At 63.1% G+C, this 21,007-nt stretch carries 23 protein-coding genes; 13 read left to right on the top strand and 10 right to left on the bottom strand.

The window, feature by feature from the left end; translation table 11 throughout:
- Positions 1–215 precede the first annotated feature (215 nt).
- Positions 216–470 carry a DUF2171 domain-containing protein gene (locus AC1D10_RS21340; protein ID WP_477275303.1) on the top strand — a complete coding sequence of 85 codons (255 nt, stop codon included), beginning with the start codon at positions 216–218 and terminating at the stop codon, positions 468–470.
- A 9-nt stretch (positions 471–479) separates the two neighbouring features.
- Here the strand turns inward: AC1D10_RS21340 and AC1D10_RS21335 are convergent, their stop codons facing one another.
- Together AC1D10_RS21335 and AC1D10_RS21330 are read right to left on the bottom strand one after the other, a co-directional pair.
- Complete coding sequence (locus AC1D10_RS21335) at positions 480–1,505, bottom strand: P1 family peptidase (protein ID WP_477275301.1); 1,026 nt, start codon at positions 1,503–1,505, stop codon at positions 480–482.
- Complete coding sequence (locus AC1D10_RS21330; RefSeq protein WP_477275299.1) at positions 1,505–2,575, bottom strand: branched-chain amino acid ABC transporter substrate-binding protein; 1,071 nt, start codon at positions 2,573–2,575, stop codon at positions 1,505–1,507. Before AC1D10_RS21330 ends, AC1D10_RS21335 begins: the two co-directional genes overlap by 1 nt.
- 191 nt (positions 2,576–2,766) lie before the next feature.
- Between AC1D10_RS21330 and AC1D10_RS21325 the strand changes: the two genes are divergently transcribed.
- Genes AC1D10_RS21325 through AC1D10_RS21295 form a run of 7 tightly spaced genes read left to right on the top strand, consistent with a single transcriptional unit; the run spans position 2,767 to position 9,110 of the window.
- Complete coding sequence (locus AC1D10_RS21325; protein WP_477275297.1) at positions 2,767–3,294, top strand: flavin reductase; 528 nt, start codon at positions 2,767–2,769, stop codon at positions 3,292–3,294.
- Positions 3,291–4,220, top strand: a complete 930-nt coding sequence (locus tag AC1D10_RS21320; protein ID WP_477275295.1) for an AAA family ATPase — start codon at positions 3,291–3,293, stop codon at positions 4,218–4,220. Before AC1D10_RS21325 ends, AC1D10_RS21320 begins: the two co-directional genes overlap by 4 nt.
- A 4-nt stretch (positions 4,221–4,224) precedes the next feature.
- Positions 4,225–5,475: a vWA domain-containing protein gene (locus AC1D10_RS21315; RefSeq protein ID WP_477275293.1), complete on the top strand. Its 1,251-nt coding sequence runs from the start codon at positions 4,225–4,227 to the stop codon at positions 5,473–5,475.
- Between the two features lie 49 nt (positions 5,476–5,524).
- The gene (locus AC1D10_RS21310; protein WP_477275291.1) at positions 5,525–5,863 is read left to right on the top strand and encodes an XdhC family protein; all 339 of its coding nucleotides are present in this window, start codon (positions 5,525–5,527) and stop codon (positions 5,861–5,863) included.
- Positions 5,864–5,869: 6 nt separating this feature from the next.
- Positions 5,870–6,574: an XdhC family protein gene (locus tag AC1D10_RS21305; protein ID WP_477275289.1), complete on the top strand. Its 705-nt coding sequence runs from the start codon at positions 5,870–5,872 to the stop codon at positions 6,572–6,574.
- Positions 6,571–8,181 (top strand): NTP transferase domain-containing protein, encoded by a 1,611-nt coding sequence (locus AC1D10_RS21300; RefSeq protein ID WP_477275287.1) that lies wholly within the window; start codon positions 6,571–6,573, stop codon positions 8,179–8,181. The genes AC1D10_RS21305 and AC1D10_RS21300 overlap by 4 nt, the downstream gene beginning before the upstream one ends.
- A 32-nt stretch (positions 8,182–8,213) precedes the next feature.
- Positions 8,214–9,110, top strand: a complete 897-nt coding sequence (locus tag AC1D10_RS21295; RefSeq protein WP_477275285.1) for an alpha/beta hydrolase family protein — start codon at positions 8,214–8,216, stop codon at positions 9,108–9,110.
- A 29-nt stretch (positions 9,111–9,139) separates the two neighbouring features.
- Here AC1D10_RS21295 and AC1D10_RS21290 read toward each other — a convergent pair whose 3' ends face one another.
- On the bottom strand, positions 9,140–10,192 hold the full coding sequence (locus AC1D10_RS21290; RefSeq protein WP_477275283.1) for a DUF1176 domain-containing protein: 1,053 nt from the start codon (positions 10,190–10,192) through the stop codon (positions 9,140–9,142).
- A gap of 138 nt (positions 10,193–10,330) precedes the next feature.
- Between AC1D10_RS21290 and AC1D10_RS21285 the strand changes: the two genes are divergently transcribed.
- Positions 10,331–10,837, top strand: a complete 507-nt coding sequence (locus tag AC1D10_RS21285; protein WP_477275281.1) for a DUF1993 domain-containing protein — start codon at positions 10,331–10,333, stop codon at positions 10,835–10,837.
- A 58-nt stretch (positions 10,838–10,895) separates the two neighbouring features.
- On the opposite strand, the gene AC1D10_RS21280 is transcribed toward AC1D10_RS21285, so the two are convergent.
- A complete protein-coding gene (locus AC1D10_RS21280) occupies positions 10,896–11,060 on the bottom strand; it encodes a hypothetical protein (protein WP_023810361.1) in 165 nt (54 codons plus the stop codon).
- A gap of 394 nt (positions 11,061–11,454) precedes the next feature.
- Here AC1D10_RS21280 and AC1D10_RS21275 point away from each other — a divergent pair, with 394 nt between their 5' ends.
- The 3 genes from AC1D10_RS21275 to AC1D10_RS21265 all read left to right on the top strand — a co-directional run bounded on the left by AC1D10_RS21275 (position 11,455) and on the right by AC1D10_RS21265 (position 14,431).
- Positions 11,455–11,928 (top strand): hypothetical protein, encoded by a 474-nt coding sequence (locus AC1D10_RS21275; protein WP_477275279.1) that lies wholly within the window; start codon positions 11,455–11,457, stop codon positions 11,926–11,928.
- 119 nt (positions 11,929–12,047) lie between these two features.
- The gene (locus AC1D10_RS21270) at positions 12,048–13,115 is read left to right on the top strand and encodes an aldo/keto reductase (protein ID WP_477275277.1); all 1,068 of its coding nucleotides are present in this window, start codon (positions 12,048–12,050) and stop codon (positions 13,113–13,115) included.
- Between the two features lie 47 nt (positions 13,116–13,162).
- Complete coding sequence (locus AC1D10_RS21265; RefSeq protein ID WP_477275275.1) at positions 13,163–14,431, top strand: cysteine desulfurase-like protein; 1,269 nt, start codon at positions 13,163–13,165, stop codon at positions 14,429–14,431.
- 15 nt (positions 14,432–14,446) lie between these two features.
- On the opposite strand, the gene AC1D10_RS21260 is transcribed toward AC1D10_RS21265, so the two are convergent.
- The 6 genes from AC1D10_RS21260 to AC1D10_RS21235 form a co-directional block, all read right to left on the bottom strand.
- Positions 14,447–15,475, bottom strand: a complete 1,029-nt coding sequence (locus AC1D10_RS21260) for a histone deacetylase family protein (RefSeq protein WP_477275273.1) — start codon at positions 15,473–15,475, stop codon at positions 14,447–14,449.
- On the bottom strand, positions 15,472–15,993 hold the full coding sequence (locus AC1D10_RS21255) for an N-acetyltransferase family protein (protein WP_477275271.1): 522 nt from the start codon (positions 15,991–15,993) through the stop codon (positions 15,472–15,474). The genes AC1D10_RS21260 and AC1D10_RS21255 overlap by 4 nt, the downstream gene beginning before the upstream one ends.
- 3 nt (positions 15,994–15,996) lie before the next feature.
- A complete protein-coding gene (locus AC1D10_RS21250; protein WP_477275834.1) occupies positions 15,997–16,479 on the bottom strand; it encodes a 2-thiouracil desulfurase family protein in 483 nt (160 codons plus the stop codon).
- A gap of 64 nt (positions 16,480–16,543) precedes the next feature.
- The gene (kce, locus tag AC1D10_RS21245) at positions 16,544–17,473 is read right to left on the bottom strand and encodes a 3,5-dioxohexanoate:acetyl-CoA acetone transferase (RefSeq protein WP_477275269.1); all 930 of its coding nucleotides are present in this window, start codon (positions 17,471–17,473) and stop codon (positions 16,544–16,546) included.
- Between the two features lie 4 nt (positions 17,474–17,477).
- On the bottom strand, positions 17,478–18,863 hold the full coding sequence (locus AC1D10_RS21240) for an aminotransferase family protein (protein ID WP_477275267.1): 1,386 nt from the start codon (positions 18,861–18,863) through the stop codon (positions 17,478–17,480).
- Between the two features lies 1 nt (position 18,864).
- Positions 18,865–20,508, bottom strand: a complete 1,644-nt coding sequence (locus AC1D10_RS21235; protein ID WP_477275832.1) for a N,N-dimethylformamidase beta subunit family domain-containing protein — start codon at positions 20,506–20,508, stop codon at positions 18,865–18,867.
- Positions 20,509–20,662: 154 nt separating this feature from the next.
- Between AC1D10_RS21235 and AC1D10_RS21230 the strand changes: the two genes are divergently transcribed.
- Positions 20,663–20,911: a ParB N-terminal domain-containing protein gene (locus AC1D10_RS21230; protein WP_008875526.1), complete on the top strand. Its 249-nt coding sequence runs from the start codon at positions 20,663–20,665 to the stop codon at positions 20,909–20,911.
- The last annotated feature ends 96 nt before the right edge of the window (positions 20,912–21,007 follow it).

Genomic DNA, 21,007 nt, shown 5'->3' with positions numbered 1-21,007 from the left:
CGTCGTTCCAATCCCCAAAAGCACGTCGCGTTTGAACGGATTCAGGTGACGCGCTTTAGGTCTTTCTTTCTATGCATGTCGTTCTCCCAAAACCGGAACCACCTTTGGGCGACATGCATTAGCACGACGGAATCAAAACGTCGTGCAGTCCCAAAGCCGATGCATCCAATCGGCCCGTCATTAGTTATCGTCAGCAGCCCCAATGGAGAACCACCATGACCGACACCAGCAAAATTCGTGAGCATATGGAAGTCGTTGGCGCCGATGGCGTGCATGTCGGCACCGTCGACAAGGTGGAAGGTGAGCGCATCAAGCTGACCAAGGCCGATAGCGGCGCTGGCGCTCACAAGGGCCACCACCATTACATTCCCCTGAGCCTGCTTGCCGAGGTCGATGGCAAGAAGGTGTGGCTGTCAGCGAATTCCGATGTCGCGGTGACCTTCGAGGAAGAAAAATCCGATCCGGTTTGATCGACTGCTTCACCCCGAGCGCGACGACCAGACTGGAAACAGGTCGTCAACGGCAGGCGTCGCGGCAAACACGCCGCGGCTGATGGCGCGCGCCATGGTGGCTCCGGCCGTGGCGTAGAGGTCGATCGCCGCGTCGGCCGCAAGCTCGACACCACTCGTGCCCGTCGCCAGCGCAAACACCAGGTCGCCATCGGCCGGCGTATGCGTTGGCCAGATGGCGCGCACGAATCCGTCATGCGCCGATATCGCCAGGCGCTTTGCAGCGGCCTTGGTGAGCACCGCGTCCGTGGCAATGACGGCGATGGTGGTGTTTCCGCCGGTTTCCATCTGTCCGCCGACACGCTTGTCGCGGTATTTCAACAGGATCCGTTTCGCATCGTCTGGCATCGGCGAGGGATAGCCAAGCCCGCCGAATTCGTCGCCGATTTCGAACGGTGCCGCCCAGAAATGGCGGGTTCGGCCGACGGTCACCGAGCCGGTCGGATTGATGGCGGCCAGCGCGCCGATGGTGATGCCGTTGTCGAGAAGCGTCGAGGCCGAGCCGAGGCCGCCCTTCAACCCTGAAGTGAGGGCTCCGGTGCCGGCGCCGATCGTGCCGAGCTGGAATTCGGTGCTGGCGGCTTGGACCGCTTCATAGCCGAGGTCGCGGTAGGGTGGATAACGCCCCCAATCCTTGTCGCCGCCATTGCGCAGGTCGAACAGGATCGCCGCTGGCACGATCGGCACGCGAAAGCCGCCGACTTCGAGCCCGATGCCGCGCTCGCGCAGCGCCGCCTGCACGCCGGATGCCGCGTCGAGGCCGAAAGCCGAGCCGCCCGAAAGCACCACGGCGTGGACTGCCTCGACCGAATTGTGCGGTTCGAGCAGATCGGTCTCACGGGTGCCCGGTGCACCGCCCAGGACCTGCACGCTTGCCACCGCCGTCCCGTCGCAAAGCACGGTCGTGACGCCGGACTTCAGCCTGGTGTCGGAAGCATTGCCGACGCGCAGGCCGGCAACGTCGGTGATCAGATTGCGCGGGCCGGTGCGAAACATCAGTTGCTTTCCAAGGGCGCAAAGCGCGTGCCATCGAAGCGGAAGACACGGTAGGGGCTCTGGCTGAGGTCGCCTTTCGCGTCGAAGCGGACCGGCCCGATCGCAGTGGTGAAATCATGCCCCGTCAGAGCGTCGGCGAGCGGCTTGCCCGAGGTTTCGGACAGGCCTGACGCCGCCTTGGCGATCTCGACCGCCGCATAAGCCGGTAATGTGTAGCCGTCCGGCACGATTTTCTGTGCCGAGAAGCTTTCCAGGACCTTTGGATCGGCGACATCGGCCCATTCAGGCGGCGCGATCATCAGCGTGCCCACCGCATAGGGCACGTCGCCCGGTGTGCGCAAATTTTCGCCGCCGGCGAAGACGATGCCGGCAGACAGTTGCGCCGCATCACGGCCCATGATGGCGATGTCTTCGCCGTCGCCGCCGGCAAAGACATGCGAGGCGCCTGCCTTTTTCAGCCGGCCAATCATTCCGATCTGGTTGTCGAGCTGCGGCCGGAACGTGTCGACGAAAACCGGTTTCAGCGCCGCCTGCTCGGCCGCCGCGCGAAGCGTCTCGGCGATTTCGCGGCCATAGATGGTGCCGTCATCGATGATAGCGAACAAGTCATTCTGCCACAGATGGGTGAGGCTGGAGGCGACTGCATTGCGCTCATCGTCACCTCGTGGCCCGAGACGGTAGACCGGCCAGCCGGTCTTGGCACGCCGGTCGGTCAGGCTTTCGGTTCGCACACCAACGGTGATGACCGGAATGTTCGCGTCCTTGAGGATCGGCATCGCCGCTTCGATCGCCTCGGTGCAGAGAAAGCCGACCACGACATTGACCTTGGCCGCCACGAATTCCCTGGCCGCGGCGGCGCCGCCGTCAGCGGTGCAGGCATCATCCATGGTCTTGAGTTCGATGCCGTTCGCTTCGGCTGCAAGACCCGTGCCGGCGTCGATCTGCTTGCCCAGGATGGCTGACGGTCCTGACAAGGGTGCCGCAACGCCGACCAGCATCGTCTGGGCGCTGGCGGCGCTGGCCATGAACAGCCAGGCCAATGCGGCCGATATCGTTACCCTGGATCGCATCCTGATGAAGAATTCCTCCAAGCTGGCGACATTTTGCTGGCGCCAATTCCGCCAAGACCTAAAGGCTGGCCGGGCTTGGTGCAACACGCGAATTTTGGGGAGAAGGAGCCCAGGCTCAGCCGTCGCCTCGCTTGTGGCATGTCATATGTCGCCATATATAGCGGTAGGGTTCTGACTGTGGAAAATTTCCGGTGCTGAAGAAGAACGACATTGGGCCGCAGGCCTATCGCGATGCGATGAGCCATTTTGCCGGCCACGTCCATGTGGTCACCACCGATGGGCCGGCGGGCAAGCGCGGCGCGACGGTGATCGCGGCCTGTTCGGTATCGGATACGCCGCCGACGATTCTGGTCTGCCTCAACTGTGAAAACCTCAAGAATGAGCCGTTCGTGAAAAACGGCAGATTTGCCCTGAACACGCTGGCTTCGCACCAGGAGCCGCTGTCGGTCGGCTTTTCCGGCATCACCGGCCTGCCGGTCGAGGAGCGCTTCGCGCTCGGCGAGTGGGACGTGATTTCCACCGGCGCGCCTACGCTGAAGGGCGCGCTCGCGGTGTTCGACTGCGAACTGATCGACACCAAGGATCTGGCCACGCATCGTGTGCTTTTTGGCAAGGTGACAGGCCTGCGCATCGGCGATAATTTGCGGCCGCTGATCTACCACGCCCGCGGCTACCACGTTCTGGACAGCGGAGCGCCGGCGTTCACGGAGAAAGAATGACCGAGCTGAAACCGCGCACCGTGCCGCGGACGATCGACGAGACGCTCGATCTCCTGACCGGCGCGGACTATGTGGCGGACCGGTCGCTGGCGACCGTGCTGTTCCTGTCGTTGCGCATGAAGCGGCCATTGTTCCTCGAGGGCGAGGCCGGCGTCGGCAAGACCGAGATCGCCAAGGTGCTGGCCCAGGCGCTTGGCCGCCGGTTGATTCGCCTGCAGTGCTATGAAGGGCTCGATGTCTCGTCCGCCGTCTACGAGTGGAACTACGCCGCGCAGATGATCGAGATCCGCATGGAGGAGGCGGCCGGCAAGGTCGACCGCACCGCCATGGAGCGTAATGTCTTCTCCGAAAAATACCTGATCCGTCGCCCTGTGCTCGATGCGCTGACCGGCAAGACAGGCGCTGCCCCGGTCTTCCTGATCGACGAGCTCGATCGTACCGACGAGGCATTCGAGGCCTTCCTGCTCGAAATCCTGTCCGATTTCCAGGTGACGGTGCCTGAACTCGGCACCATCAAGGCGGAAGAACCGCCAATCGTCATCATCACCACCAACCGCACACGTGAGATCCATGACGCGCTGAAACGGCGCTGTCTCTATCACTGGGTCGACTATCCCAATGCCGAGCGAGAGCTGGAGATCGTGCGCCGAAAGGTGCCGCAGGCCAACCAGCGGCTTTCGGCCGAAGTGGTTTCCTTCATCCAGAAGCTGCGCCAGATCGAACTGTTCAAGGTGCCGGGCGTGGCCGAAACCATCGACTGGGCCGGCGCACTGACCGAGCTCGACAAGGTGGCGCTCGATCCGGAAACCGTGTCCGACACGATCGGCGTGCTGTTGAAATACCAGGACGACATCGCCCGCATCGAACAGGGCGAAGGCCGGCGCATCCTCAACGAGGTGAAAGCCGAGCTTTCGGCTGCGGAGTAGGGCCATGCCGGTGTCGCGCCCCGAACCCAAGGAAGCCCGGCCGGACGGACGCATCGCCGACAACATCGTCTATTTCGCCCGTACCTTGCGCAAGGCAGGCATGCGGGTCGGGCCGGCCTCGGTCAAGGATGCCATAGAGGCGGTGCTGGTCGCCGGCATCGGTTCGCGAGATGACTTTTACTGGACGCTGCATGCCGTGCTGGTGTCACGGCACGAGGATCACGCCACCTTCGACGAAGCCTTCCGGCTGTTCTGGAAATCGCGCGAACTGATCGAAAAGATGCTGGCGATGTTTTCGCCTGTGGCGCCTGACGCCAGGGAGAAGCAGAAGCCGCGCGCCGCCGAGAACCGTGTCAGCCAGGCGATGTTCGAGGGCCACCAGAAGAACCAGCCGGCCCAGGAGATCCCCGAGATCGAGGTCGATGCCCGCTTCACCTTTTCCGGCAATGAGGTGCTGCGCGGCAAGGACTTTGCCCAGATGAACGCCGTTGAAATGGCGGATGCCAGAAGGGCGATCGCCCAGTTGCGGCTGCCATTCGACATGGTGCGGACCCGGCGCTTCAAGGCAGATGCGCACGGCCGCCGCATCGATCCGCGCGCCATGATGCGTTCGGCAGCGCGCACCGGCGGCGAACTGATCCTGCCGAAATTCCGCTCACCGCGTGAGGTCCATCCGCCGCTGGTGGTGCTGGCCGACATTTCCGGCTCGATGAGCCAGTACACGCGCATCTTCCTGCATTTCCTGCATGCGTTGACGGAAAAACGCCGGCGGGTGCACACGTTCGTCTTCGGCACGCGGCTGACCAACCTGACCCGGCAGATGCGTCATCGCGATCCCGATGCCGCACTTGCCGACTGTTCGGCGGCGGTCAAGGACTGGTCGGGTGGCACCCGCATCGGCGACACGCTGGCCGAGTTCAACCGGCTGTGGTCGCGGCGTGTGCTGGGGCAGGGCGCGGTGGTACTTTTGATCACCGACGGGCTGGAGCGCGACGATATCGCCGGCCTGTCGGAGGAAATGGAGCGCCTGCACAAATCCTGCCGGCGGCTGATCTGGCTCAACCCGTTGCTGCGGTTCGACGGTTTCCAGGCGCGCGCCCGCGGCGTCAAGGCGATGCTGCCGCATGTCGACGAGTTTCGCTCGGTGCACAATCTCGATGCACTCGCCGATCTCTGCGCATCGCTGGATAAGAAATCGGCGCAGTCTGTCGATCCGCGCCGGTGGCTGGACGCTGGCGCGAGGCACGCCGCGTGACCATATGTGGCCCGAGAAATACGAGAAACAGACTCTGAGAGAAGCGATCATGGAAGACAGCATCTATCTCGATGAGGCCCGCGACCCGCTGATCATCGCGGAAGGCTGGATGAAGGACGGCAAGGATGTGGCCATCGCCACCGTGGTCGAGACCTGGGGTTCTGCGCCTCGCCCCGTCGGCAGCCATCTGGTCATTGACGCCGACGGCAATTTCCACGGCTCCGTCTCGGGCGGCTGCGTCGAAGGCGCGGTGGTGACTGAAGCAATCGACGTGATCGACAGCGGCAAGGCCAGGATGCTCGAGTTCGGTGTTGCCGACGAAACCGCCTGGCAGGTCGGTCTGTCCTGCGGCGGCCGGATCAAGGTCTATGTTGAAAGATTGGGCTGACCTTTTATGGATCCCTATGCGCTGAAAACGTTGAACGCCGAACGCCGCGCCCGCCGCGCGGCGATCCTTGTCACCGATCTTGGTGACGGCCGCGACCGTATCGTGCGCGAAGGCGATCAGGTTGCCGGCGATCTCGGCGCTGCGATCGCCAAGGCGTTCCGCACCGGCAATTCCGGTTCGGTCGAGGCCGAAGGGCGGACCTTCTTTCTCAACGCGCATCTGCCGCAGCCGCGGCTCGTTGTCGTCGGCGCCGTGCACATCAGCCAGGCGTTGGCGCCGATGGCCAGGATCGCCGGCTATCCCCTGGAGATCATCGATCCGCGCACCGCCTTTGCTACACCCGACCGCTTTCCCGATGTCGCTTTGCACGCCGAATGGCCGGAGGATGTGCTGAAACGCCAGCCGCTCGACAGCTACACGGCTCTCGCCGCCGTCACCCATGATCCGAAGGTCGACGATTTCGCGCTGAAGGCAGCACTCGACGCCAGATGCTTCTATGTCGGCGCGCTTGGTAGCCGCAAAACGCATGCCAAGCGCGTCGAACGCTTGCTGGCGTTGGGCGCGAGCGCCGAGCAGATCGCCCGCATCCATGCGCCGATCGGGCTCGACATTGGTGCTGCCAGCCCTGCCGAGATTGCGGTCGCGGTACTGGCACAGGTTGTCCATGCCTTCCGCTCGCGCGGCCTCGAGTCCAAAGGCGCGGCAGCGTGAAATTTGGCCCGATCCCGATCGAAGCGGCAGAAGGTGCGGTGCTCGCACATGCCACCACAGCCGGAGAACGGCGTTTTCGCAAGGCGCACAGGCTGAGCGCCGAAGATGTCTCGGTGCTCAAGGTGGCAGGCGTCACGCAGGTGGTTGCGGCTGTGTTGGCTTCTGACGATCTCGGCGAAGACGCCGCCGCGCAGGAAATAGCCGAAAGCATGCGCTTTCGCGGTATCGATGTGCGACCGGCCGCCACCGGGCGGGTCAACCTCCATGCCAGCTCAGCGGGCATCTTCACCGTCAATGCCGCGATGATCGACGCCATCAACGCCGTCGATCCCGCCATCACCATCGCCACGCTGGCGCAGCATGCGCCGGTCGAGAAAGGCCAGATGGTCGCGACGGTGAAGATCATTCCTTTCGCGGTCAGCTCCGCGCTGGTCGATGCGGTCACGAAAATCTGCGCCGGTGGCGAGATCTTTGCAGCCAACGCCTATCGGCCGGTTCGCGTTGGCGTCATCCAGACGGTTCTGCCGGGCATCAAGCCGAGTGTGCTCGACAAGACATTGCGCGTCACCGAAGCGCGGCTGGCGCGCTCGGGCGGCAGGCTGACGGCAGAGCGCCGCACGCCGCATGAGATCGCGCCGGTGGCGGAGGCCGCGGCTTCGCTGGCGCGCGACAACGATATGGTGGTGATCTTCGGCGCCTCGGCGATGAGCGATTTCGCCGATGTCGTTCCGGCAGCGATCGAAATGGCGGGTGGTACCGTCATCCGCGCGGGCATGCCGGTCGACCCCGGCAATCTGCTGGTGCTCGGCACGCTCGATGGCAAGCGTGTCATTGGCGCCCCCGGCTGCGCCCGCAGCCCCAAGGAGAACGGCTTCGACTGGGTGCTGGACCGGTTGATCGCTGGCCTTGATGTGACCGCCAAGGATATTGCCGGCATGGGGGTCGGCGGACTGTTGATGGAAATCCCGACCCGGCCGCAGCCGCGCGAACCGCTGCCGGCCAAAAGCCAGCTCAAGGTCGGCATCGTCCTTCTGGCGGCTGGCCGGTCGAGCCGCATGGGTGGACCGAACAAGCTCCTGGCGCTGTTCGATGGCAAGCCTCTGGTGCGCCGCACCGCCGAGCGTGCGCTTGGCTCGAAGGCTTCGGGCACGATTGTCGTCACCGGCCACCAACGCGAGCGGGTGCGCGCGGCGCTGGCGGGCCTCGATGTGACCTTCGCCGACAATCCCGATTTCACCGACGGTCTGTCCACGTCGCTGAAGGCCGGTATTGCCTACCTGCCCGAAGACGCCGCCGGCGTGATGATCGTTCTCGGCGACATGCCGGGTGTCGCGTCGGGTGATCTCGACGGATTGATCGATGCGTTCCGCAAGGCCGGCGGCAATTCGGTGGTCCGCGCCTCGCATGACGGCAAGCGCGGCAACCCGGTGCTCTTGCCGCGCTCCCTGTTTCCAGCGATCGCCCATCTCGAGGGCGACACCGGCGCACGTCATCTGGTCGAGGCCGAAGGGCTCGATGTCATCGATGTCGAGATCGGGGAAGGCGCGTCTGTTGATGTCGACACCCGCGAAGCGCTGGAAGGAGCCGGCGGCGTGCTGCAGGATTGACAAACCGAAGTCGAAAACCGCATGCCTTGGGCATGTCTTTCCGCTTCCGCTTTTTCTGCGCCCTTGTAACCGCGACAACCCTGTTGTCGTCGGTCGCTCAAAGTCAGACGCTGTCGCTAAAACCCTTCAAGGACGATCTCTTCGCCTATCCGGGGACGCTGTCGTCCGACACCAACGGCGCCTACACGGTCCTCGATTACCGTGAGATGCGCGACATCAACCAGCGTGACGAGGTGCCCGAGCGCCGGGTACACGCCCAGTACACCGACACCGGCGTTCGCAAGGCGCAGCAGGATCTGCTGCTGAAGACCGACGCTGGCGATGTCAGGCATGTTGCCGTCGGCAAGACCGAGGGCGCCGCCATCATTGTGCTTTACCTGCACGGGCAGGGCGGCAGCCGCAAGCAAGGCGTCGATGACTTCACCTTTGGCGGCAATTTCAACCGGCTCAAGAACCTGATGGCCGGCAATGGCGGCCTCTATCTCAGCCCGGATTTTACCGATTTCGGCGACAAAGGTGCGGCGCAGGTCGCTGCCCTGATCGACCACTACGCCGAACAATCGCCGGGCGCGAAGATCTTCGTCGCCTGTGGATCGATGGGCGGCGCTCTGTGCTGGAAGCTTGCCGCCCGCAACGACACGGGCCGGCGCATCAATGGGCTGCTGCTGCTCGGCTCGCTATGGGACGAGAGTTTTTTCTCAAGCCCGGCCTTCAGGCGTCACGTCCCTGTCTTCTTCGGCCAGGGCAGCCATGACGTGGTTTTCCCCGTGGAAAAGCAGGAAGCCTTCTTCCGCTCTATCATCGCCAAATCGAAGGCCTATCCCTACCCAACCCGCTTCGTTCGCTTCGAGACCGGTACCCATGGCACGCCGATCCGTATGACCGACTGGCGCGGCACGCTCAACTGGATGCTGTCGAAGGCGCCCTGATTCCCGCTTGGGGGAAGCTCTTCTGACTCTCAGGGTGCGGTGTTGTAGTCGACAACGGTCTGCGGATTTTGCTCGCCGTCATAGGAAGCATCGACGTCGAACTGGACCAGCGAGAAATTGCCGTTGCGGAACAGATACGTCCCCGCGTCGGACGCATCGCCGATGCCGCGCCACTTGTTGAAAGTGGTGATCGTGTGGGCTTCCTCGTCATAGTCGGAATTGACCGCCCACCCGGTCGTCTGGAAGCCGACGATGCTCATGCCCAGCAATTTGCCGTCGCTGTCATTGTTCTCGTAGCGGATGTCCATCTTGGGTTCGGCGAACTGCAATTGCTGCACGCCCGACACCTCGTCGGTCATGTAGTAGATCGAGCTTTCATTGTAGGCAGCGGCCGAACAGGAAAAATGGAACAGCCGCGTTTCCTTGTCGGGATCGCCGGGCGCCGCATCCTTGTCCTTGTACTTGATCGAAAAGACGGTCGGCTCATTGGCCAGGAACTGCTTGTCGCACTGGTCGCCATAGGTCGCCAGGAAGGCCTTCTTGGCCTGCTCCAATGCCGTGTCCTTCGTCGGTTGCGGCGGCCCGTCGCCGCAACTCGCCGGCAGTGCCTCCTCGAAATCGGCCGTGGAGGGTTTCAGCGCGCCTTTTTCGATGTGGATCGGGTCGAAAGGCGGTGCCGCCTGGATCTGGGCATTGACCTGGCGCAGCGTATAGCAACCGGCAAACACCTTTTCGCCGCCACTCTTGTCGGTGGCGCGGATGGCGACTGGGACGTTGTAGAAAATGCTGCCGGCGGCGCCTTCGTCTGAAACGGCACCCGTCGCGACCTCGACCTTGTCGGTGCCGTCAAAGCCCTTGACGAAACTGTCGAAGTCTTTTGCCGGCTTTGTATCGCCGAAATAGCCCCAGGCGCGGGCGAATTCATGCCGGTTGATGGCGCTGTAAAGTGAGCGGACAACGGCGTCGGCGCTTGATCGATCGTCGACATAGGGCGCTTCGGGGGCATCGTCGGCGGCGAGCGCCGTCTGGCCGGTTGTGGCAAGGGAGAGAAAGGCAGTCGCTGCGAAAAGGACGCGTCTCATCGGGAATCTCCGCTCGATGAGGAGATTCTACGATGGCGATTGCGGCAACGTGGTGACGGGGCGTGAGGGACGCTTGAAGAATCGTGCGCGAAGGCGTTACGTCCGTCCGCCGGCGTCCGGCCGGACAGGAGATTTGACGTGACGATATCGATGTATGAGGCATCCGTGCCAGTGTTTTCGGCCAGGCTGAAAGCACTTTCCACTGTGCTGGCGGCCGCCGAACAGAATGCGCTTGACCGCAAGATCGACCCGCAGGTGTTTTTGACGGCCCGGCTGGCGCCTGACATGTATGCGCTGACCCGGCAGGTGCAGATCGCCACCGATCACGCCAAGGGCGCGCCGTCGCGCCTCGCCGGGCGCGAAGTGCCGAGATATGAGGACAATGAGGCGAGTTTTGCCGAAGTCCAGGCGCGCATCACGAAGACCCTGGACCTGCTGGCGACATTTTCAGCTGCCGACTTCGACGGTTCGGATGACAAGGTGATCGAGTTGAAGCTTGGCGGGCGCGAAAGCTCGATGCCCGGCCTGCAGTATCTGCTGCATGTGGCCATGCCCAACTTCTATTTCCACCTCACCACGGCTTACGACATCCTTCGCCACAATGGCGTGCCACTGGGCAAGGCGACATTCCTGGGCGCGCGCTGAGCAATTGAGGCTTTCGAGATGTCCCGGATGGGGCCGGGACATCTTGGCCTCCATGCACCTAGCGGATGGACATTTCGCGGGCGATGCGCGGAAAATCGGCGGGCTTGATGCCGATGTCGGCGCGGTCAGCATTGCTCATCGAATGAAGCAGTGCGAGCGCCGAGCGATATCTCAGATGTTCCTGCGGCCGCGGCCTGGCGAACATTTCAGTGAAGAAACCCATGATTCAGCCCCTGGTTGGTCCTCCACGGCTGCCAATATAGGTGAATCGTGACAATTGTGCATTGCAGCATTTGCATAGCAGCCATGTCTTCATGATCTTTTTTGAAGATATTTTGCAGTCGACTGAAACTTCTGTCCGGTGCGCACCGTACGCTTGAACGCTGGCACATGCCGGCTTTCCTCGCCACTCCTGGCGAATTCCGGACTGCATGAAAGTGCAGTCCGGCTTTTTGTCTTGGGACTGCGGATGAGCGAGCGGCGAACCAGGCGAAGGCTAAATTCGTTAACATCGGTGGCATGCATTTTTAACGAGCCGGTTCTATGCTCCGAAGCTTGCATGGTCGGGCGAGAGGGAGGCTGACATCGCTACTGGCGCCAAGCGTGATTTCGCTTCGTTGCTCGACGACCTCTTCGTCGCCTCCGACAAGAGCGACGGGATTGAGGGCGAAGAGACCGGCGCTCGTCCGTCCATCCCTTTCGACTATCTCTCGGTGGCGGATGAACTCCATTCCGGCCGCATCAAGGTATCGGGCAGCGGCTTTGCCACTGAATATCGCGAGGCCGGCGCCGATCTGGCGACCGAATTCGCTGCATTGCTCGATCATGCCAAACTGGCTCTCGCCGGCGAAGAACAAAAGCCCGAGGAAAAGCTGCCGCCGATCGATCCGGAATCCATCGCGGTCGAACTTGGCCTCAATCAACCGAAGCTCATCGCCGATTTTGGCCGCATGCGACGCAGCTTTGCCTTCGCCAACCATCCGGACCGTGTCGCTCCGCACCTGCGCCAGCGCGCCATGATCCGCATGCAGGTCGCCAACATGCTGATCGATGAGGCCAAGCGCCGTGCGCTGGCCGGCGCTCGCCGCTAAACGCCGCTGGTTCACGCAAAAGTCGGTCTGGCGAGGCTTGGAGAGCGCCTCTGCTTTCCCTATAGATGCGGCTTCCTTCCCATGCCGCCTAGCAAGCTTTCCCTCCGGAGCAGAATTCCATGCACAAACGCCGTCTCGGTCGGACCGATCTTCTTGTTACCCAGATCTGCCTGGGCTCCATGACCTGGGGCCAGCAGAATACCGAGGCCGACGGGCATGCCCAGATGGACCTGGCCTTTTCGCGCGGCGTCAACTTCATCGACACAGCCGAGCTCTACCCGATCCCGCCCAAGGCGGAGACGCAAGGGCGGACCGAAAAGATCATCGGCAGCTGGATGAAGGCGAAGGGAAACCGCGACAAGGTGATCCTGGCCTCCAAGGTGGTCGGCCGCACGGCCAACAGCTGGTTTCGCGGCGACCGGCCGTCGCAGCTGGTGCGCGCCGATATCTTTGATGCCATCGACAAATCGCTGGCCAAGCTCGGCACCGACTATCTCGACCTCTATCAGATCCACTGGCCGGAACGGGACATACCCTGGGGCGCCAACCCGACGCGCGTCGGCGCCGTACCGCGCCGTGCTGATTCTGTCGGCGCACCAACCGACGAGACGCCGATCGAAGAGACGCTTGCCGTGTTCGACGAACTGGTGAAGATCGGCAAGATCCGCCATTTCGGCCTGTCGAACGAGAGTTCCTGGGGCGTGATGCGGTTCCTGGCCGAGTCTGACAAAGGTGTCGGTCCCCGTGTAGCGTCGATCCAGAACGCCTACAATCTCGTCAACCGCACGTTCGAGGTAAACCTCGCCGAGGTCTGCGAGCGCGAGCAGGTGTCGCTGCTCCCCTATTCGCCGTTGGCGCAGGGCTATCTCTCAGGCAAATACGACCATGGCGCGCGCCCGTTGGGATCGCGCACCCAGCTGTTCAATCGCGGCCAGCGCTATGAGACCCCCAATGCGGCCGAAGCACAGCTCGAATACAACGAACTGGCACGCTCCTTTGGCCTGGAGCCTGCGCTGTTTGCCAATGCCTATGTGTCGAGCCGGCCCTTCGTCACCTCGAACATCGTCGGTGCGACGACCCTTGCGCAACTCGACATGGCGCTGTCTTCGGTGGACGTCGTCTGGACCGAAGAGATGCAGAAGGCGGTGGATGCAATCCATCAGCGCGTCGGCAATCCCTGTCCTTGATTGGCTTCGGGGTAGAATTGTCCAGGAATGACTGAGGGGTGGAGACGATGGCGGATTTTTCGATCGAGGCAGTGCGTGGAAGGTTTCCGGCCCTCTCGCTGGCCGACAAGGGGCGGCGCCGCATCTATCTCGACAACCCCGCCGGCACGCAGGTTTCGCACGCGGTGGCCGATGCGGTGTCGCGCTGCCTTTTGACCACCAACGCCAATCTCGGAGGCTATTTCGAAACCACGATTGCCGCGCAGGCCGTCGTCGACGAGGCGCATCAGGCGATGGCCGATTTCCTCAATGCGGCGAGCCCTGAGGAAATCATCATCGGCGCCAACATGACGACGCTGACCTATCACATGTCGCGCACGCTCGGCCGCACGCTGAAGCCGGGCGATGAGATCATCCTCACCCGCATGGACCATGAGGGTAACGTGTCGCCCTGGCTGCAATTGGCCGAGGATCTCGGTCTGGTGGTGCGCTGGCTGCCGTTCGACGAAAAGAGCTGGCAGGTCGAAGAGGCGACGTTGGCCGCGCTGCTCACGGACAAGACCCGGCTGGTCGCGTTGAACTACGCCAGCAACCTGACCGGCTCGATCAATCGGGTGAAGGCGTTGACCGCCATCGCCAGGAATGCCGGCGCGTTGGTCTATGTCGACGCCGTCCAGTTCGCGCCGCATGGCCTGATCGACGTCAGGGATCTCGGCTGCGATTTCCTGATCTGCTCGGCCTACAAATTCTTCGGTCCGCATATGGGCATATTGTGGGGCCGGCGCGACGTCATCGATGGCTTGAAACCCTACAAATGCCGCTGTTCTTCGAATGGCCTGCCGGAGCGGTTCGAACTCGGAACGCCGCAGATCGAACTGATGGCGGGCCTCACGGCCGCTGTGGATTATTTCGGCGAACTGGGTGCGGCAGCGGGCGAGGGTGGGTCGCGAAGGCAGAAGATCGCCAAGGCATTCGAGGTGTCGATCGCCTACGAAAACCCGCTGGCGCAGAGGCTGATCGACGGCCTGTCCGACATTTCAGGGCTGACCATCCATGGCATCACCGATCCGAAGCGGCTCGGCGAGCGCGTACCGACGGTTTCCTTCACCGTCGATGGCATCGTGCCGGAGACGATCGTTCGGCAGATGAACGCCGAAAACATCTTCCTGTGGTCCGGGCACAACTACGCCTGGGAGATCGTCCACCAACTCGGCATTCCTGCCGAGCATGGCGTCGTGCGCATCGGCATCGCCCACTACAACACGGCAACCGAAATCGACGAGACGCTGGAGAGCGTGCATCGGGTGATCGCCATGCTCAGGCAGCAGCGCTCCTGACGCCAGTCCGGATCTTCAGCGCGTCTTGCCACCGAAGCCGGTGAGGAAGGCGGTGAGGTTGTCGCTGAGTTCGTCGCAGAGGTAGCCGCCTTCCTGGACGATGACCGTCGGCAGGCCGAGCGTGGCAATCGCCTCGCCAATGCGCGAAAAGCCTGGTGTCGTCACCGAAAGCCCGCCGAACGGATCGCCCTCGAACGCGTCGAGGCCGAGTGCGACGACCAGCGCGTCGGGCGAAAAGGCACGAATACGCTGGAACGCCACCGCAAGCGCTTCCAGAAACGCCGCATCGGCGGATTTGCGCGGCAGCGGCAGGTTGAAGTTATAGCCGAGGCCCGGGCCTTCGCCGCGCTCGTCGGCATGGCCCCAGAAGAACGGATAGAAGCGCACTGGATCGGCATGCAGTGACACGGTGAGCACGTCCGGCCGAGCATAAAAGACGCCTTGCGTGCCGTTGCCGTGATGCAGGTCGACATCGAGGATCGCCACCCGCGCCGCCTGCTTGCGCAGAACCTGAGCTGCAACGGCCGAATTGTTCATGAAACAGAAGCCGCCGGCGACATCGGCAAAGGCATGGTGGCCCGGCGGCCGGCACAGTGCGTAAGCGGCCGGCGCGCCAGCCATCACTGTCTCGGCTGCTTCGACCGCGCTCCACGCGCTCCATAGCGCGCTCTGCCATGTTTGGCCCGAGATCGGGCAAGCGGTGTCAGCCATGTGATAGCCGGCCTGGCCCACCGCCGAGGCCGGATAGGATCCGTTGCGCGCGATCGGATGGATGTTGGGGATTACCTCGGCCGAAGCGCCGTCGATGCGCTGCCAGCGCTCGAAGATGTGCTCGAGAAAGTCGAGATATTCGGGCGTATGCACCGCCGCGACCGGGCCGAGCCCGTGATCCCGCGGCCGCTCGATCGTGCAGCCGGCAGATTTTGCGCCGGCTAGCAATCGCTCGACCCGTTCCGGCTTTTCCGGATTGGGCTTTGCCGCACCGCTCGAAAGAAAGGCCTTAGGGTCGTGGCGCTTCTGTTCCTCGGCATAGAAGGCTTTCATTCCTGCTCTCCATTCTCCGGCGCGTCGGCGAAGGCAAAAAAGGCATCGCCGATGATCTTCTGCGTCTGCTCGTAGCTCGACCAGGCGATGCCCAGCCTTTCATAAAACGCCTTGGCGCTCTCATTGTCGGTGTCGACGGACAGTCGCAGATAGACGCCGCCTTCCTTTCGGCACTGTGCCGCGACGTGCCGCAGCAGGCGCTCGCCGATCTTGCGACCACGAAACCGGTCCTCGACATAGAGGTCCTGCACATAGACGCCAGGCCGCCCCATCCAGGTGGAAAAGATCGGGAAATGCAGGCAGAGACCGGCGAATTCGCCGTCCACCTCGGCAATTAGGGTGGAAAAGGCGGGTTTTTCGCCAAAGCCGTAGGTTCTGAGATCGTCTGTTGTCGAGATGATCTCTTCGGGCACGCCGATGTGGCACCCGAGTTTCAGGATCGCCGCGTGGATGGTTTCGACATCGTCTATGCGGCCGGGCCGGATAACGGTGTCGGTGGCTTGGGCTTTTTCTCGCATGGATCAGGCCGCGGCGCCGGCCGAACCCGGTCTGGTCAAAAGGTCATCAAGCTCGTCAATGCCGTCTTCCGAAAAGACGCGAATGCCGTTCGCTTCCAGCAGCGCGGTGGTCGTGCCATGGCCAGCCACCCGGTTACCCCTGAAACTCCCGTCATAGATGAAACTGCTGCCGCAGGACGGGCTGCCGTCGGTAAGAACCGCATATCGACACCCTGTTTCTCGGGCGAGATCGAGCGTGAGTTGCCCGGCTTCGAGATAGAGTTCGGTCACATCGTTTCCCGTTTGCTCGACCACTTGGCCTTGGCCGTGAAGCACTGCGCGGCCGTCTCCTGTGCCTCGAATTTCCGCCGGAGGACGTGGCGTGGAGAAGCCTGCGGCAACCTCCGGGCAGATCTGCACGATCCGCCCCTCTGCCTGCCATCGCGCAAGAATGGGATGATCGTTGAGCCGGTAGGAGCCGTTGTAGCGGACCTTGCTGCCGAGCAGGCAGGCGAAACGAGAACCCTTTCCATATCAGCCCTCCCTTTTCCACTCGACCTCCAGTGCTCCCCTAGAACGCCACCCGGTCGCCGCCCTTGAGTGCCAGCATGTCGCGCGCTTCGGTGGGCGTGGCAACCTCCAGCGACAGCCCGTCGAGAATGCCACGGATACGGCGCACCTGATCGGCATTGGACTTCGCCAGTTGGCGGCCGTCATAGAGACTGTCTTCCAGCCCGACGCGGACATTGCCACCCATCGCCGCGGCAATCGAGATCAGCGGCATCTGATTGCGGCCGGCGGCCAGCACCGAGAACTGGTAGCTGTCGCCGAACAGCTTGTCGGCGATCCGCTTCATATGGACGAGATTGTCCGGGTCGGCGCCAATGCCGCCCAGTATGCCCAGCACGAACTGGATGAACAGCGGTCCCGACACCAGCCCGCGGTCGCGGAAATGCGCCAGCGAATAGAGGTGGCCGACATCGTAGCATTCGAATTCGAAGCGCGTGCCGCAGCCCTTGCCCAGCCTCTCAAGCACGCCCTCCATGTCGGCGAAGGTGTTCTTGAAGATGGTGTCGCGCGTGGCTTCCAGCAGCTTCGGCTCCCATTCGTGCTGCCACTCCCTCGGCTTGTCGAGCATCGGAAACAGCGCAAAATTCATCGAGCCCATGTTGAGCGAGCACATTTCGGGTTCGGCCCGCAGCGGCGCTGCCAGCCGCTGGTCCAGCGTCATCAGCGACGAGCCGCCGGTGGTGATGTTGATCACCGCATCGGTCGCCTGCTTGATGCGCGGCAGGAACTGCATGAACACGTCCGGATCGGCGGTTGGCCGTCCATCCCTGGGATCGCGGGCGTGCAGGTGCAGGATCGAGGCGCCGGCTTCGGCGGCGGCGATCGCGTCCGCTGCGATCTGGTCCGGCGTCACCGGCAGGTAGGGCGACATTGACGGCGTGTGCACCGATCCGGTGACGGCGCAGGTGATGATGACTTTTCGCGACGCCATTCCTTTACCCCTGGCCTTCGACCGGCAGGTCGAGCTCGGCGGCCAGAATCTCCAGCGAGTCGCCGATGATCGAGACGATCTCGCCGACCTGCTCCCTGGTGACGATCATTGGCGGCGCGACCATGAAATTGTCGCCATCGACACCACCCTTGACCCTGCGGCCATAGATGATCAACCCGCGTTCATAGGCGAGGTCGAGCAGCCGCTGCGTGGCTTTCTTGTTCTGCTCTATCGGTCGTAGCGTCTCGGGATCGGCAACCATTTCCGCGCCGGTGAGCAGGCCCTTGCCACGCACGTCGGCGATGAACGGAAACCGCTTCGCCAACCCCTTCAGCCCGTCCATAAGCATATCGCCCATCGCGGCGGCATTGGCGATCAGGTCGAGCCGGTCCATTTCACCGAGCACCGCTAGGCCGGCGGCACAGGCCAGCGGATTGCCCGCATAGGTGTGGCCGTGCTGGAAGCCGCCTGAGGCGAGCAGCGGCTGCACCAGCCGCATCGGTGCAGCCAGCGCCCCAAGCGGCGCATAGCCCGAGCCCAAGCCCTTGGATAGCGCGACGATGTCGGGCTTGCAGTTCCAGTGGTCGCCGCCGAGGAATTTGCCGGTGCGGCCGGTGCCGCTCATCACTTCGTCATGGATGAGCAGGATGCCGTAGCGGTCGCAGATCTCGCGGATGCGCGCATAATAGCTGTCCGGTGCCACCAGGGCTGCGGTCGCGGCGCCGCCGATAGGCTCCATGATGAAGGCAACCACGCTCTCCGGGCCTTCGGCCAGGATCTTCTCCTCCAGCATGTCGGCATAGCGGAGACCGCGCTGTTCCATCGAAAGGTTGTCGCGGTCGCGCCACGCCGTCGGCGCCGGCACGGTCGGCATGACGCGCATCATCGGCGTAAAAGTTTCGGCCAGCGCATCGTCGCCGGTGATCGAGAGCGAGCCCAGCGTGCCGCCATGATAGGAGGGGAAGCGCGTGATCACCTTCCAGCGGCTGGCCTGACCGGTGGCCACCGCCCACTGCCGCGCCAGCTTGATGCAGGATTCCGTCGCCTCCGAGCCGCCCGAAACGAAGAAGATGCGGTCCATGCCTTCGGGCAGTTTTCCGGCCAGCTCCCGCGCCAGTTCCTCCGCCGGTTCGTTCTCGAAATGCAGCCGATACGCGAAGGTGGCGCGGTCCATCTGGCGCTTCATCGCGTCGAGTACATTGCGGTTGGAATGGCCGATATTGGCGACCATCGGTCCGCTCGACCCGTCGATAAAACGGCGGCCATCCTGCGTCCAGATGTAGATGCCCTCAGCGCGATCGACCAATGGCCGGCGCAGGCTGGACAGATAGAACAGATGCGATTCTCGCCGGGCGTCAGTGTCTTGAGCGGCGGTCTGGACTTTCGACATATCAGGACTTTCTGAGGTAACGATCGAGGACATTCTTGGTGACGCGTTCGACCATCGGGTCATGTCTTAGCAGGCCGGCGACCCATTCGCAGCTTCCGGCGTGGAACACCTCGCCCTTGCCGCGCGGGAAATTGACGATCATGCCATTGCCGCGTTTGACTTTTTCCAGATTGGCGTCGCTCGGGTCGCCGAACAGCGTTTCGGCGGTGAAGCGGCCGTCCTCGTCGATGAGGAACTGATCCTCGATCGGAATGTCAGCGCTTTCCTCGACCTGGGATGCCATGCCGACCGCGAGAACCTGGAGGCCCTCAGGCGCGCCGCTGGTGGCGGTAGGATAAGGCAGGCCGCCGCGTATCTCGAAGTCGAGCCCGTCGACCTCGTAGCCATAGACATGGCTGTCGGCGCCGAGCAGGTCGCCGTAATAAATGCCGGTGCCGGCAAAGGCCCAGTGCTCGGGCCGGTAGACCGGAAAGCCGCGCACGCCGCGCGGCGCGCAGCCACCCCAGCCGGCATAGACGCCGCGGGTCGCGTTGAGTCCGAAGGTCGCCGAACCCGGCCGGCCGATTTCCGGCGCTTCCCAGGAATTGGTCGCGCGGGTGACGTCGCCGCTGCTGAGATAGGCGGGATCTTCGGCACGCGCGCGGTATTTGTAGCAGACCTGCCGGCGGCCCTCGTCCTCCAGCCGCGTCTGCCACATGAAATTGCCGGCGAAGCGCGCCGTATGGCCGCCGCGCTCGACAAAGGCGTCGACCGCATCGCGCATTTCCCAGGTCCAGTATTCGTCATGACCGACGAAGACCGCGCAGTCGTAGCCGTCGAGAATGTCCGGTGAGAAATGCAGGTCGTGCTGGCTGGCGAGGTCGACGCCATAGCCGGACCGTTCGGCGAAGCGGAAGAAGTGGCTGTCGTAGCTCGCCCAGCCCGACGAGGCGTATTTCTTCGAATGGCCGGTGGCGAGCGCCCATTCCATATGCGGATAGCGCGGCACCGTCTTCGGCGGCACCGCGACTTCCAACGGCACACGCGGTGCATCGTTCGGCAGGACGACGAAGCCTCGGCACCAGGGGCGTTGCGTCGAGACAACAGGCGAATACTGGTCGCGGTTCGGCCCGGTGATGCCCTGATAGTGGTTGGAGCCGCCCCAAGTGTTGTAGGAGAGCCAGGTCCCCGTCGCCGCCACCTGCAGCACGCGGCCGGGCTTCCTGCCGCGCTGCGGAGCGACGATGAAAAGGTGGTGGCTTTGGATCGGGTTGCCGTCGCGGCCATCCGCAGTCAGCGTCACCCGATAGGCTCCGGACGGCCAGTCATCGTCGACACGAAATTTGAACGAGGCCTCCCAGCCGCAGCCCTCGGCCGAGCACTGATCGGGAGTGTCCTGCCAGCGCGCCGCAATGCCCGATTTCTCGAACACTTTCGTCTCGGTACCGCCGTCGCGAATGATCGTCATGCTGAAGGTCGGAGCTGTCGAACTGACATGCAACGCCACCGTATCGCCGGCACGATAGGAAAACCGGTCGCTGTAGCACCAGATTTCGCCGCGCTCGCCGTCCATGCCAGGCCACTCGTAATAGTGGCCGCGCACCGCGTGACGGCGCTGCTCCGGCGTCAGTCCGAAATCGGGAAACTCGGTCGGAAGGTTGATCATGAAGCCCTGGAGTTTCAAAGGCGCCATTTCGGCGATCTGCCGGTCGAGCGTCAAATGGAAACCATCGGGCCAGCATTCGTTAGCCGCGCCCTTGGTGCTTTTGAACAAACCGACTATCTCAAGGGAGGGCGGCGTTTCCGCCACGGGGGTCGGCATGCTCAGAGTGCAAAAGGTCAAGGTCGACGACATCTATGTGCCGACGGCGCGCAAGAAGACGCTGCATCCCGAGACCGTCAGGCATCTGGCCGAGGACATATTGGAAAACGGCATGAAAACGCCGATCCAGGTCCGCCACGACGGCAAGCGCCATATCCTGGTCGAAGGTCTGCATCGGCTGGAAGCGGCAAAATGGCTCGGCGAGACCGAGATCGACGCCTATCTGGTGCAAGCCAAGCGCCACTGACGCTTCCTTCGTTCGTGATCTCTGCCCAGTAGACGCATTCTCCGGAATTTTTCGCTGGCCCAGAATATTTCGCTGGCGATGTCGGCCTGCGTTTCA

It is taken from the genome of Mesorhizobium sp. P2_A8, assembly GCF_056404935.1.
This window is presented reverse-complemented; position numbering and strand designations above follow the sequence as displayed.